13 protein-coding genes and 1 other annotated feature are annotated in these 13,134 nt (G+C 43.0%); of the genes, 2 read left to right on the top strand and 11 right to left on the bottom strand.

The window, feature by feature from the left end; translation table 11 throughout:
- The first annotated feature begins 374 nt into the window (after positions 1-374).
- On the top strand, positions 375-1,520 hold the full coding sequence (locus tag I6G42_RS05005) for a low temperature requirement protein A (protein WP_038804950.1): 1,146 nt from the start codon (positions 375-377) through the stop codon (positions 1,518-1,520).
- Between the two features lie 369 nt (positions 1,521-1,889).
- On the opposite strand, the gene I6G42_RS05000 is transcribed toward I6G42_RS05005, so the two are convergent.
- Positions 1,890-2,345: a GNAT family N-acetyltransferase gene (locus I6G42_RS05000; protein ID WP_038804949.1), complete on the bottom strand. Its 456-nt coding sequence runs from the start codon at positions 2,343-2,345 to the stop codon at positions 1,890-1,892.
- 69 nt (positions 2,346-2,414) lie between these two features.
- Here I6G42_RS05000 and I6G42_RS04995 point away from each other — a divergent pair, with 69 nt between their 5' ends.
- On the top strand, positions 2,415-3,074 hold the full coding sequence (locus tag I6G42_RS04995; protein WP_038804948.1) for a prepilin peptidase: 660 nt from the start codon (positions 2,415-2,417) through the stop codon (positions 3,072-3,074).
- Here the strand turns inward: I6G42_RS04995 and trpA are convergent.
- The 10 genes from trpA to I6G42_RS04945 all read right to left on the bottom strand — a co-directional run bounded on the left by trpA (position 3,046) and on the right by I6G42_RS04945 (position 13,074).
- A complete protein-coding gene (trpA, locus tag I6G42_RS04990; RefSeq protein ID WP_038804947.1) occupies positions 3,046-3,822 on the bottom strand; it encodes a tryptophan synthase subunit alpha in 777 nt (258 codons plus the stop codon). The genes I6G42_RS04995 and trpA overlap by 29 nt on opposite strands.
- Positions 3,815-5,038 (bottom strand): tryptophan synthase subunit beta, encoded by a 1,224-nt coding sequence (trpB, locus tag I6G42_RS04985; protein ID WP_000331265.1) that lies wholly within the window; start codon positions 5,036-5,038, stop codon positions 3,815-3,817. The genes trpA and trpB (I6G42_RS04985) overlap by 8 nt, the downstream gene beginning before the upstream one ends.
- A complete protein-coding gene (locus I6G42_RS04980) occupies positions 5,016-5,615 on the bottom strand; it encodes a phosphoribosylanthranilate isomerase (RefSeq protein WP_038804946.1) in 600 nt (199 codons plus the stop codon). The genes trpB (I6G42_RS04985) and I6G42_RS04980 overlap by 23 nt, the downstream gene beginning before the upstream one ends.
- Positions 5,602-6,369 (bottom strand): indole-3-glycerol phosphate synthase TrpC, encoded by a 768-nt coding sequence (gene trpC / locus I6G42_RS04975; protein ID WP_038804945.1) that lies wholly within the window; start codon positions 6,367-6,369, stop codon positions 5,602-5,604. Before trpC ends, I6G42_RS04980 begins: the two co-directional genes overlap by 14 nt.
- Positions 6,366-7,370 carry an anthranilate phosphoribosyltransferase gene (gene trpD, locus I6G42_RS04970; RefSeq protein WP_038804944.1) on the bottom strand — a complete coding sequence of 335 codons (1,005 nt, stop codon included), beginning with the start codon at positions 7,368-7,370 and terminating at the stop codon, positions 6,366-6,368. The genes trpC and trpD overlap by 4 nt, the downstream gene beginning before the upstream one ends.
- A 10-nt stretch (positions 7,371-7,380) precedes the next feature.
- Positions 7,381-7,947, bottom strand: coding sequence for an aminodeoxychorismate/anthranilate synthase component II (locus I6G42_RS04965; protein ID WP_038804943.1), 567 nt, complete (start codon positions 7,945-7,947; stop codon positions 7,381-7,383).
- Entirely contained in the window at positions 7,944-9,305 is a 1,362-nt protein-coding gene (trpE, locus tag I6G42_RS04960; protein WP_038804942.1) for an anthranilate synthase component I, read from the bottom strand. The genes I6G42_RS04965 and trpE overlap by 4 nt, the downstream gene beginning before the upstream one ends.
- A 71-nt stretch (positions 9,306-9,376) precedes the next feature.
- Positions 9,377-9,608 (bottom strand) — a binding site (T-box leader).
- Positions 9,599-10,777 carry a tryptophan synthase subunit beta gene (gene trpB, locus I6G42_RS04955; RefSeq protein ID WP_009730495.1) on the bottom strand — a complete coding sequence of 393 codons (1,179 nt, stop codon included), beginning with the start codon at positions 10,775-10,777 and terminating at the stop codon, positions 9,599-9,601. It overlaps the preceding feature by 10 nt.
- 332 nt (positions 10,778-11,109) lie before the next feature.
- The gene (locus tag I6G42_RS04950) at positions 11,110-12,339 is read right to left on the bottom strand and encodes a DegT/DnrJ/EryC1/StrS family aminotransferase (protein ID WP_038804940.1); all 1,230 of its coding nucleotides are present in this window, start codon (positions 12,337-12,339) and stop codon (positions 11,110-11,112) included.
- A gap of 42 nt (positions 12,340-12,381) precedes the next feature.
- Positions 12,382-13,074, bottom strand: a complete 693-nt coding sequence (locus I6G42_RS04945) for a sugar transferase (protein ID WP_038804939.1) — start codon at positions 13,072-13,074, stop codon at positions 12,382-12,384.
- Between the last annotated feature and the right edge of the window lie 60 nt (positions 13,075-13,134).

Raw genomic sequence — 13,134 nt, 5'->3', positions numbered from 1 at the left:
GTTTAGAATCTGTATGGTTTTTGCCCCACTTTTGTCCCATTTTTAAATCATGACATTGAAAATACCTAAAATCACTTATATTTCAATATTTTTAATTGCTCTCAATATGAAAGTCCTTTCCAAATCCCTGTAGGGGGCATCTAAATACAACAGGAAAAAGCCTTGATTTACAAGGCATTTTTGTGTAGTCTTAGCACTAAAAAACGATAGAAAAAACACCCCTTCTGAACTGCACCCCAAAAGTTAGACAGAAAAAACCTAACTTTTGTGGCGCAGTTCATTCGCGTCACATGAAGTTATTTAAGCATATCCTTTTCTCTCATTGCCATTTTCTGTTATAATAAACTATACTTCTAAAATAGAAAGGACTTAAGATGACAACTCTTATTAAACATAAACGTGTAGAATTTTCAGAACTTTTTTATGACTTAGTTTTTGTTTTTGCAATTTCAAAAGTAACTACTTTAATTGACCATCTTCATAACGGTATTTTGACTTGGAATTCTTTCCTTGATTTTTTCATTGCTACTTTGTTTCTCATCGATTCCTGGATGATTCAAACCGATTATACCAATCGCTATGGAAAGAACTCTTTATTTAACATAGTAATCATGTTTATCAAAATGGGAATTTTACTCTTTATAGCCAATATGATTGGACCTGATTGGCAACAATATTTTCATTATCTCTGTTGGGCTATTGGTACATTAACCCTTACCTTATTTTTTCAATATTTGGTTGAATTTTTTAGAAAATCAACCGATGATGCTAATCGGGAAAGTATCAAAGGTTTTCTATGGATAACAGGTCTAGGAAGTTTAGGATTCTATCTAGCAGCTCTTCTTCCTATTTACCTTAGAGTCTATATCTTATTTGCTAGTATTCTGCTAACATTTATTATGCCAAGTATCTTGCTTAATAAAGATAAGCATTACCAGGTAAATCTCCCCCATTTAATCGAGCGTATCTCCCTTCTTGTCATTATTATGTTTGGAGAGATGATTACGGAGCTAGCTAACTTCTTTACAATCGAGAATTTCTCGATTTATTCGGTTCTTTATTTCATTATTATGCTTTCTCTGTTCTTGTTTTATTTTGGTCAATTCGACCATGCTATTGATGAAAAATCTAATCAAAAGGGACTATTTCTAATTTACAGTCACTATCCTATTTTCATTGGACTTATGATGATGACTGTATCGATGAGTTTTCTTCTGAATCCTGAAGCTAATCGTCTCTTTGCAACCATCTTCTCTTATATCGGATTTGGCCTCTTTCAAGCTGCTGTCCTAGTAAATGGACCCCATAACAAACACTATCTTCGCTATTCGAAAAGTTACTACTGTGTCCAAGCGACACTCTATCTGGCTGCCTTGATTCTCTCTTTAATCTTTGCTTCTAATCCTATAATAGTAGTGAGTATAACAACCATTTTAGCTCTAGCTATAGCCATTCTTTTTATTTATTTTTATATGACACAGAATAAAAAATATTCCAAATCTAACTGGGGATTATTTTAATGAGTTTATAACATTAAAAAGCTTTGGGAACCAAGGCTTTATATGATATCAATCACCGACCACGAAAATGTTTAGCTTACAGAACTGCTAGTGAAGCTCTAGAGGATGAGTTCGAGTAAATGTTGCACTTATTCTTGCAATTTATCATTTACTTGATGCACGAACTCGATATTTTTTTCGTTAATTTGTTTTTGCCCCACTTTTGCCCCATTTTTAAATCCTGACATTGAAAATACCTAAATGTATTTCCCTAAAATCAGCTATATTTCAACATTTTTGTTTATTTTCAATATGAAAAGTTCTTACAAATTCATGCAGGGGGCATCTAAACAACAGGAAAAAGCCTTGGTTTCAAGGCTTTTTTGCTTTCTATCTCCCCTTTTTCATGATGTATTTTCGTATAGGTACTTCAACCATTTGAACGATTTCAAATCCTTCTTTTTGGTAAAGCTTGTAAGCTGTTTGATTTGCCTCATAGACATTTAGAGAAATAGTATCTATGTCTTCATTTTCAAAGGCCAAACTAACAAATTTTCTTAAAGCCTGGCTACCTAAGCCCTGCCCCTGTTTCTGGGGGTTGATAAAAAATCTCCCGATATGAAGATTCCTGTCTTCTAGCCTAATTTTCTGGATAAGCCCCACAAACTCTTGTCCATCAAAGATTGAAAAGATTCCTTCCAAATCTTGCAAGATTTGAATTGTTAAAGGAAAAGGAATCATTGTTCCCATCCATTGTTCTTGAAAGGATTTGCCAAGGGAGTTGGACCATTGGCATACGAGCTGAGCATTTTCTGTGCTCACATTTTCTTCAAAACGAATCATCATCTTGACCTCACCATCTTATCAATGTTTCTTTATTATACTACTTCTTCTATTTTTTACGAATAGATAAGTATGATTGATCTTTATTTTTTTCTTGTCGGGAACATTCTCGCTTCCTTTCTAGGTTTGGTCATTGACCGTTTCCCTGACCAATCCATTATTCGACCAGCTAGCCACTGCAATTCCTGTCAGACTCGCTTGCGTCCGCTAGATTTGATTCCTATCCTTTCGCAGGTCTTCAATCGCTTTCGCTGTCGCTACTGCAAGATTCGCTATCCAATCTGGTATGCTCTCTTTGAACTCGGCTTAGGGCTTGTCTTTCTGGCTTGGTCTTGGGGCTGTATTTCCATAGGACAAGTCATCCTCATCACTGCTGGCTTGACCTTGGGTATCTACGACTTTCGCCATCAGGAATATCCCCTACTGGTCTGGCTGACTTTTCACCTAATCATCCTGGCTTTCTGTGGTTGGAATCTGGTCATGGTCTTCTTTCTTGCCCTTGGAATTTTGGCGCATTTTATCGATATTCGCATGGGTGCAGGGGATTTTCTCTTTCTGGCTTCTTGTGCTCTCGTCTTTAGTGTGACCGAACTACTCATCTTGATTCAGTTCGCTTCTGCAACAGGAATTCTAGCCTTTCTCCTGAAAAAGAAAAAGGAAAGACTTCCTTTCGTGCCTTTCCTCTTACTTGCTGCTTGCATGATTATTTTTGGTAAGCTACTGCTTGTTTGATAAAGTCCTCAATTGGCTCTCCTTGGTGGAGAGCTTTTACGATTTTTGAACCGACGATAACGCCATCTGACACTGCATTGAAACGTTCTACATCAGCTTGACTAGAAACACCAAAACCTGTCAAGACTGGGATGTCAGCTACTTGATGCAATTGTGCCAAGTGCTTGTCCAAGTCTGCACGGTAATTGCCTGACTTCCCTGTCACCCCATTAATGGCAACGGCATAGACGAAGCCTTCTGCCCCTGCAATCAACTCTTTTTGACGCTCAAGTCCTGTTGTCAAACTAACTAGGGGAATCAAGGCGATGTCTGTGTCTGCCAAAAATGGTTCTACAAAGTTAGCATGTTCATGAGGCAGGTCTGGGATAATCAAACCCTTAACTGCTGTATCTGCCAAATCTTTGACAAATTTCTCAACACCGTACTGAAATAGGGGGTTGAAGTAGGTCATAATGACAAGTGGAACTTCTGTTTCAATGCTTTTCAAGGTTTCCACCAAAGCCTGGGTAGAAGTTCCGTGAGCTAGACTGCGCAAGCCTGCTTCTTCGATAACAGAGCCATCTGCAACAGGGTCTGAAAAGGGAATACCCACTTCAATGGCTGAAACACCCAAATCTTCTAAAAAGTGGATTGTTTCACCTAGGCCATCCAGACCTTTCTCATGGTCCCCAGCCATGATATAAGGAACAAAAATTCCTTTTCCAGTCGCTTTTATAGCGTTCAATTTTTCTGTTAGTGTCTTAGGCATGAGCTTCTCCCTTCTTTGCTGCATCTGCTTCCAAGCGGTCTTTGACTTGAACTACATCCTTGTCCCCACGACCGGATAGGCAGACAATCATCGACTTGTCTGGTCCAAGTTCTTTGGCCAATTTCACTGCAAAGGCAATGGCGTGGCTAGATTCCAAGGCTGGGATAATTCCTTCCACACGAGACAAGAGTTGGAATCCTTCCAAGGCTTCCTCGTCAGTCACAGGAACATAGCTGGCACGTTTGATATCGTGGTAGTGAGAGTGTTCTGGACCGATACCAGGGTAGTCTAACCCTGCTGAGATAGAAAAGGCTTCTAAGATTTGCCCATGTGCATCTTGGAGCACATCCATAAGCGAACCGTGGAGAACACCTGGGCGACCCTTGGTCAAGGTAGCTGCGTGATGCTCTGTATCCACACCAAGTCCTGCTGCTTCAGCCCCATACATTGCTACTGACTCATCTTCTACAAATGGATGGAAGAGACCGATAGCATTAGAACCACCACCAACACAAGCTACTAGAGCATCTGGCAAATCTTGACCTGTCAAGTCACGGTACTGTTGTTTGGCTTCTCGACCGATGACACTTTGGAAGTCACGAACGATTTCTGGGAATGGATGAGGTCCTAAGGCAGAACCAAGGATATAGTGGGTATCGTCGATATTTGCCACCCATGAACGGAGGGCTGCATTGACCGCATCCTTGAGCACGCGCGAACCATCTGTTACTGCCTCAACCTTGGCTCCCAAAAGCTCCATACGGAAGACATTGAGGGCTTGTCGTTTGACATCTTCCTCACCCATGTAAATGGTACATTCCATGTTAAAGAGGGCTGCAGCTGTTGCAGTTGCTACACCGTGCTGACCAGCACCTGTTTCAGCGATAATTTTCTTTTTGCCCATGCGCTTAGCCAGAAGAACTTGGCCCAAGGCATTGTTAATCTTGTGGGCCCCTGTGTGATTGAGGTCTTCCCGTTTGAGATAAATCTTAGCTCCACCGATATGCTGGGTCAAGTTTTTTGCGTAGTAAAGGGGAGTTTCACGTCCTACATACTGGCGTAAGAGCTGGTTTAATTCCTCTTGGAAACTTGGGTCCGCCTGACTTTCACGATAAGCTTTTTCCAACTCCAAAACTGCTGTCATCAATGTTTCTGGGACAAAACGTCCGCCGAATTTTCCGTAAAATCCATCTTTATTTGGTTCTTGATATGCCATTCTTTGCCCTCTCTATAAATCTTCTAATCTTTTCATGATCTTTTTGTCCATCTGTCTCCACTCCACTTGATACATCGACTGCATAGGGAGTAAAGTGTCGAATTGCTTTTACTACATTGTCTTCCTTAAGCCCACCTGCGATAAAGAAAGGCTGAGCTAGTTCTGCCGTATCCAGTTGGCCCCAGTCAAAGATCTGGCCACTCCCTGCCACAGGGGCATCAAAGAGTAGATAATCTGCCCGAGAATTGGGCACATGCCCCTCTCCATCCACCTGCACAGCCTGAATGCTGGCACAAGGTGAATCCTCAAACAAATCATCTGCTACCTGACCATGAACTTGAACCAAGTCCAAGCCAACTTTTTTAATTGCTTCTAGTAGTTCTGTCCTACTTGGTGAAACAAATACGCCAACCTTTTTTACATCGGAAGGAATGTGCTTTGCGAGCTCAGCAGCCTCTTCCAAGCTCACCTGTCTTTTACTAAGCGCAAAGACAAAACCAATGTAGTCTGCCCCTGCTGATACGGCTGTCTCTACCGCTTCTTTGGTCGATAATCCACAAATCTTAACCTTTGTCAATCTGCAACTCCTTGATTCTTTGAGCCACATCCTCTGCCTGCATGAGAGCTGTTCCCACCAAAATTCCGTTAAAGGATGATGCTACTCGTTCCGCATCCTGTCCTGTGAAAATGGCAGATTCAGAAATGTAATAGTGACCTTTCTTAAAGTGCTGAGCCAAGTCTACACTGGTCTGCAAGTCGACTTCAAAGGTGGTCAAGTTACGGTTGTTAACCCCAATAATCTCAGCACCCAGTCTGTGGGCCACCTCTAGTTCAGCAAGATTGTGAGTCTCCACCAAAACTTCTAGACCAAGCTCTGTCGCATAGTCGTAAAGTTCCTTAAGGCGTTCTTCTGACAAGGCTGCCACAATGAGCAAGATGACTGTCGCACCCGCATTGCGAGCACGGATGATTTGCTTTTCATCGATGATAAAGTCCTTATTAAGCGTCGGAATGTTTACCTGACTGGAAATCTCACGCAAATAATCCAAATGCCCTTTAAAGAAAACTTCATCTGTCAAAACCGAAATCATCACTGCTCCGTTCGCTTCATAAGTCTGGGCCTGTTGCACAATATCCACATCGAGATTGATATCTCCCAGACTAGGGCTAGCCTTCTTGACCTCAGCGATTACCTGCAAACGGTCTTGATGTTGTTTTAAATAGTCAGCCAAGCGATAGGTCTGGCGCAAGGGCTGGATTTCCTCCAGCTCCATTTGCTCGACTTCACGCGCCTTCTGTTCTAAGATTCGTGATAAAAATTCCTGACTCATTTTTGGTACTCCTGTAACAGTCTGAGTTTTTCAAGGGCCTTGCCACTAGCAATCACTTGACGAGCCAAGGCAACTCCTTCCTTGATACTAGCTACCTTACCATTAGCATAGAAACCAAGACCAGCATTCAAGACTGTCGTTTCCAAGAATGGACTTGGTTCGTTTTGAAGAACGCTGAGCAAAATTTCTGCATTTTCCTGAGCATTGCCACCACGGATATCTTCGATAGCGTAGCGTTCCATCCCCAAATCCTCTGGAGTGAAGCTTGACAAGGTGATTTCGCCATTTTCAAGAAGAGCAATATTGGTTGTTCCGTTCAAGCCAGCTTCATCCAGCCCTTCTGGTCCAGCAACCACGATGGCACGCTTGCGGCCCATATTTTTCAAAACCTGAGCGGTACTTTCTAGCAGTTCTGGACGACTAATCCCAAGAAGCTGTGTTTCCAAGGCCATTGGGTGAATCAGTGGACCAGTCAAGTTCATGATTGTTGGAATTCCCAATTCCAAACGTGCTGGCATGATGTATTTCATAGCTGGGTGCATATTTTTAGCAAAGAGAAAGACGATGCCAGTTTTATCAAAAACCTTACCTAGTTCAGCTGGTTTGAGGTCAAGATTGATGCCCAATGCTTGAAGGACATCTGCAGAACCCGATTTAGAAGAAATCGAACGGTTACCGTGCTTAGCCATATGAATGCCGCCACCAGCCAAGACAAAGGCTGCAGTTGTGGAAATGTTAAAGCTGAAAGACTTGTCCCCACCTGTACCACAGTTGTCCATGGCATCATGTATCTCAGTTGGAATGTGTTGGGCATGGCCTCTCATGACTTGTGCAATGGCTGTGCGTTCTTCAGGTGTTTCCCCCTTCATCTTAAGTGCCAAGAGAAGAGAAGCAATCTGAGCTTCGGTTACACGCCCAGTTACGATACGCTCAATGACATCCGTCATTTCCACACCTGATAAATTTTCAAATTTCGCTAGTTTTTCAATAATTTCTTTCATCCTAGTTTCCTCACTTTACAACCTTCTCGATAAAATTTCGAATAGAAGACAAGCCATCTGGCGTTCCGATACTTTCTGGATGGTACTGGAAGCCATAAATCGGCAGGGTTTTGTGTTGAATTCCCATAATGGCCTGGTCATCAGTCGAACGAGCTGTCACTTCAAAGCCTTCTGGCATTTCTTCAATCAAAATGCTGTGATAGCGCATGACTGGACGACCATCCTCAATGCCTTGATAGAGAACAGATGGCGCTTCAAAGCTGATATGGCTCTGTTTCCCATGCATGACTTTTGGAGCCAAACCTAGCTTCCCACCAAAGACTTCTGCGATGGCTTGGTGACCCAAACAAATCCCTAGAATCGGCTTCTTGCCGGCAAAGTCACGAATCATGTCTTCCATCTTTCCAGCATCAACTGGCCAACCGGGACCAGGAGAAAAGACCAGACCATCTGCTTTTTCAGCTTCTTCATACAGCTTGGGATCATCATTTCTCAAGACCTGCACTTCTGCAAAACTCCCAATGTACTGGGCCAAGTTATAGGTAAAAGAATCATAGTTGTCAATCAATAAAATCATGGTCTTAGTTCTCCAATTCTAGTCATAGATTTAGCCTTGTTAATGGTTTCTTGATATTCGTTTTGAGCAATAGAGTCATAGACAATCCCTGCCCCAGCCTGAACATAGGCTTTTTGATTTTTGAGAATCATAGTTCGGATGGCGATGGCGAAGTCCATATCACCCGTCGCAGACAAGTAGCCGATTGCTCCTGCATATACGCCCCGTTTTTCCGTTTCCAGTTCATAGATGCGTCTCATGGCCCGAATCTTTGGTGCTCCTGAAACTGTCCCAGCTGGAAGTGTAGCTTTCAAAGCATCCATGGCAGTGAGTTCGGGAAGCAAACGCCCTTTCACCACGCTGGTCAAATGCATGACATAGCGGAAGAGCTCCACTTCCATATACTTGGTGACTTGGACACTGGCTGTTTCAGAGATGCGACCAATATCGTTACGCCCCAAGTCTACCAACATCCGATGCTCTGCTGTTTCCTTCTCATCAGAAAGCAGGTCTGTCGCCAAGGCCTTGTCCTCTTCATCCGCTGTGCCTCTTGGTCGCGTACCTGCAATCGGATTGGTTGTCACGATACCGTTTTTGACAGAAACCAAACTTTCAGGACTGGCACCGATGATTTGATAATCCCCAAAATCATAGAAATAGAGGTAATTAGATGGATTGGTCACTCGAAGATTCCTATAGAAATCAAATGGATTTCCAGTAACTTCTGCTGAGAAACGCTGACTGAGCACACATTGGAACATATCCCCGTTACGAATCAAGTCACGAGCTGTTTCGACCATTTGCTCAAACTTCTGAGGAGCGATATGCGGTTTGAAGTCGAGCGGAGATAAATCCAAATCTTCAAATTCATTTGGAGCAGGGATGCGTAATTCCACAAGCACTTGGTTCAAGGATTCTTTCAAGTCTTCTTGACTGCGCTCGCTATAGAGAGCATCCTCTATGACATGAATTTTTTCCTTCTTGTGGTCAAAGACCATATAGCTCTCATAGACAAAGAAATGCATGTCTGGCGTCCCAATGGTATCCTCAGGGATTTGTCCAATTTCTTCATAAAGAGAAATCATATCGTACCCCACAAAGCCAATAGCTCCCCCACCAAAAGGTAGGTCTGAATGGTGCTGGCTCTTATGAGTCACTTCATAAAGGAAATCCAAAGGATCCCGATCAATCACTTGACCATTTTGATAAAGGACTCCATTTTCAAACTGAATCTCAAAAACTGGATTATAGGCTAGGATAGAAAAACGAGCGGTTTCCTTGTCTCTCGGAATACTCTCTAAGATAACCTTGTGTTGCCCCTTTAGACGCATATAAGCCAATATTGGTGATAAGACATCTCCATGAATGATTCGTTCCATTGTAATTTCCCTTTCAGTTCTAATTCTAGTCCGTGGCGACTGTATGAAAAATCCCCACGCAAAATAACTTGCGTGAGGACGAAATTCGCGGTGCCACCTCAATTATAGGATTTCTCCTATCTCTCATTCCTGTCTTAGAAAGATTCTGTAACAGGCTGTGCGATAAAGGGCACTCCCTTGAGAATTATGTTTTCTTCTCTCGTTTCAGATGGACCCAACCTTACAGTTTTCTCTGCTTGTTTCCAGCAACCACAAGCTCTCTGGGAGAGAAAAGACTGTAATTTTTCCATCTCTTATTTTTTAGCTTCTAGGTAGTCTGCAATCGCAGCTACGTCCTTGTCTCCACGCCCAGAGACATTGATGATGATAATCTCATCTTTACTTAGTTTCGGTGCACGTTTAACTGCTTCTGCGATCGCGTGCGAACTTTCAATCGCTGGGATAATCCCTTCTGTCTTACTAAGAAGGAGCAAGGCTTGAACCGCTTCTTCATCTGTCGCTGCCACATATTCTACGCGGCCAGAATCTTTAAAGTAGGCGTGTTCTGGACCAACCCCTGGATAGTCCAAACCAGCTGAGATAGAGTAAACTGGCGCCAGCTCTCCATCTTCCTTAAAGACTGCATAAGTCTTCATACCGTCGACAATTCCGACACTACCTTTTGTCATAGTGGCTGCGTGCTTGTCTGTGTCAAGTCCGTGACCAGCGGCTTCTACCCCAATCAATTTGACTTCTTCATCAGCTACATACTGTGAAAAAGCACCGATGGCATTGGAACCACCACCTACACAGGCAATGACGTAGTCTGGTAAACGGCCTTCTTTTTCTAAGATTTGACGACGAGATTCTTCACTGATGACCTTTTGGAATTCATGAACAATTGTAGGATAAGGATGAGGACCTACAGCAGATCCCAAAACGTAGAAGGCTTCAAGATCATTCATCCATGCTCCAAAGGCTGCATCAACCGCGTCCTTGAGAGTTCGAGTTCCCGTTTCAACCGCGTGAACAGTTGCTCCCATCATCTCCATGCGGAAAACATTGAGGCGTTGACGTTCCACATCTTCTGCCCCCATGTAGACATCACAGGCCATACCAAACTTGGCTGCAGCCGCTGCTGTCGCAACACCGTGTTGACCAGCTCCTGTTTCCGCGATCACTCGTTTTTTGCCCATACGTTTGGCAAGAAGGATTTGCCCTAAAACGTTGTTAAGCTTGTGAGAACCCAGATGGTTCAGGTCTTCGCGCTTGAGATAAATCTTAGCGCCACCTAAGTGATCTGTCAAACTTTCCGCAAAATAAAGCGGTGTTTCGCGACCTGAATAATCCTTCAAGTAATGGCGAAATTCTGCCAAAAATTCTGGATCATCCTTGTATTTGTCAAATGTCACTTCCAACTCATCCAACAAAGCCTGAATCGGCTCCGGTACAAAACTACCACCAAATTGTCCAAAATATCCTTTAGTTGTCATAAAATTTTCCTCTTTCAGTATTAATTTAAAGATATGAAAAAAGCCCACACACAGAATCTACTTCCGTGTGAGGGCGTTGGTAACGCGGTGCCACCTCAATTATAAAGGGACTATCCCCCCTTACATCTCTGCCTTGTCTAACAACAAGTTGCACTGTAAGGTGTGCGCACCGAATTTTCATTGTTTCAAATTCATTTTTAAAATCAGCCCACTTTCACTACTTCCAACCACCTGTTCACAATCACCACAGGCTCCCTGAAGATCAAACATAGTTACTTTTCTGATTTATTGAGAATATTATATGTTATTGTTCTATCTTTGTCAAGATTTTTTTATGATTTTTTTCCAGAACCGAGGATTTCTTCGGAAATTCTCACCAAAGTCTTAACGATATAGTCGACTTCATCATCGCTTAATTTTGTATGAAGAGGGAGCGTAATTTCATTTTCAAAGAAGGCATAGGCTCTTGGATAATCTGCCATATCGAAGCCAAGATTCTTATAGGCTGTCAAGAGAGGAAGTGGTTTGTAATGTACGTTACTTGCAATTCCTGCTTTAGCCAATTCTTGGATGATTTGGTTACGCTCTTCTAGGCTAGCACCTTCTACATGGGTGATGTAGAGGTGACGACAAGATTCGACAGTATCAGTCTTGTGTGCCAATGGGTGAATACGAGTACCCGCAAAACCACGATCATAGCGGTCCACGATGTCCTTACGACGTTGCAACAAACCAGGGTAACGATCCAATTGTACCAAACCTATCGAAGCCATGATATCCGTCATGTTGCACTTGTAGGCCGGTGTTACGATATCGTACTCCCATGAACCCAATTGCATCTTAGCAAGAGCATCCTTAGTCTGACCATGAAGGGAAAGGATTTGGAATTCCTTGTACATCTCTTCGTCATCAATCGCTGGATTGGCCTTCCAAGTCGCACTTCCTCCCTCAGCCGTTGTAAAGTTTTTAACAGCATGGAATGAGAAGGAAGTAAAGTCAGCGATAGAGCCAGCGGGGTGTCCTTTATAAGTTGATCCCAAAGCATGGGCACTATCAGAGACAATCACAATACGGTTAAAGACCTTTTGCCACTTGCTTGAAGCAGTAAAGAGGTCGCGTTTCTTCTCCACAATTTGGAACAAACGGTCATAGTTGCAAACAATCCCTGCAAGGTCTACTGGGATGATCACCTTAGTCTTTTCAGTGATGGCTTGCTCAAGAAGGTCATAGTCCATCTCAAACGTATCTGCTTGAATATCCACCATGACAGGTGTCGCTCCTACGTGTGTGATGACACTACATGAAGCTGTATAGGTCATGGCTGGAACGATGACTTCATCACCAGGGCCCACTTCCAAAACACGCAAAATCAACTCAAGAGCGGCTGTCGCAGAGTTGAGGCAGACAGTCTTAGATGTCTGTGTGTATTGGGACAAGCGACGCTCCAGTTCTTTTGTCTTCGGACCTGTTGTGATCCAACCAGAACGAAGGGTATCCGCTACTTCAGCAATTTCAGCTTCGGTAATATCGGGTGGTGAAAATGGAATATTGTAATTTGGCATTGATTTGCTCCTTTTATCTGTACTCATTTTCTCATGACTACTTTATTTTAGCACTTCAAACACGGTTTGAAACATGATTTTGATGTCTCCAAGGAAACTAAACTCTCGGAGATAGGCGAGGTTATAGCGCATCTTTTCAGGAAGGACGTGTTCGACATAGGCCTTGTCAACTGATAGACCTTTCTCCGTCATTTGGCTGATGATCGTATCCTCATCCTTGTAGTTGATGCTGGCTGGAGAGGTGATTCCTGCTGGCAAGAGCAAGGTCGCCATCATTTCAGGACTATACTGCTCGGTATAACGTGGCACTTCAGGTCGTGTACCGACAAAAGACATCTCGCCTTTAAGGACATTGACCAGCTGAGGCAGTTCATCCAAGCGCACACGACGAATGAAATTTCCCACTTTGGTAATGCGGCTATCGTTAGCAGAAGTCACCAGACTTCCTTTTTTATCCGCATCCGTTACCATAGTACGGAACTTCCAAATCTTGAACGGACGGTTGTACTGGGTCACGCGCTCTTGCTTGTAAATGACAGGTCCCTTGCTATCCAACTTGATCCAAATACTCAAGATGAGAAAGACGGGAGAAGTCAAAAGTAGCAAAAACAGGGCCAGAACCCAATCCAGACAACGCTTGAAAATCAGCGAACCCTTCCTTTTAGAGACAAGCTGGTAGTAAGACTCAACCTCGCTTGATTGCATTTCCACGGGCAAGTCTTCCCATTTCAGCATGCTGTTTCTCCTTTGTTTTTATTATACTATTTGTCAACATTTTTCATTATACCACAAAAT

This window comes from Streptococcus oralis (genome assembly GCF_016028255.1).
Lineage (GTDB): Bacteria > Bacillota > Bacilli > Lactobacillales > Streptococcaceae > Streptococcus > Streptococcus oralis_AC.
Note: the sequence above shows the minus strand (reverse complement) of the source record. Positions and strands in the feature narration are given on the sequence as shown.

Coding starts and splice junctions, on each gene's coding strand:
- I6G42_RS05005 (WP_038804950.1), top strand. CDS start 375: ATGACAACTCTTATTAAACATAAACGTGTAGAATTTTCAGAACTTTTT.
- I6G42_RS05000 (WP_038804949.1), bottom strand. CDS start 2,345: ATGATGATTCGTTTTGAAGAAAATGTGAGCACAGAAAATGCTCAGCTC.
- I6G42_RS04995 (WP_038804948.1), top strand. CDS start 2,415: ATGATTGATCTTTATTTTTTTCTTGTCGGGAACATTCTCGCTTCCTTT.
- trpA (WP_038804947.1), bottom strand. CDS start 3,822: ATGCCTAAGACACTAACAGAAAAATTGAACGCTATAAAAGCGACTGGA.
- trpB (WP_000331265.1), bottom strand. CDS start 5,038: ATGGCATATCAAGAACCAAATAAAGATGGATTTTACGGAAAATTCGGC.
- trpC (WP_038804945.1), bottom strand. CDS start 6,369: ATGAGTCAGGAATTTTTATCACGAATCTTAGAACAGAAGGCGCGTGAA.
- trpD (WP_038804944.1), bottom strand. CDS start 7,370: ATGAAAGAAATTATTGAAAAACTAGCGAAATTTGAAAATTTATCAGGT.
- I6G42_RS04965 (WP_038804943.1), bottom strand. CDS start 7,947: ATGATTTTATTGATTGACAACTATGATTCTTTTACCTATAACTTGGCC.
- trpE (WP_038804942.1), bottom strand. CDS start 9,305: ATGGAACGAATCATTCATGGAGATGTCTTATCACCAATATTGGCTTAT.
- trpB (WP_009730495.1), bottom strand. CDS start 10,777: ATGACAACTAAAGGATATTTTGGACAATTTGGTGGTAGTTTTGTACCG.
- I6G42_RS04950 (WP_038804940.1), bottom strand. CDS start 12,339: ATGCCAAATTACAATATTCCATTTTCACCACCCGATATTACCGAAGCT.
- I6G42_RS04945 (WP_038804939.1), bottom strand. CDS start 13,074: ATGCTGAAATGGGAAGACTTGCCCGTGGAAATGCAATCAAGCGAGGTT.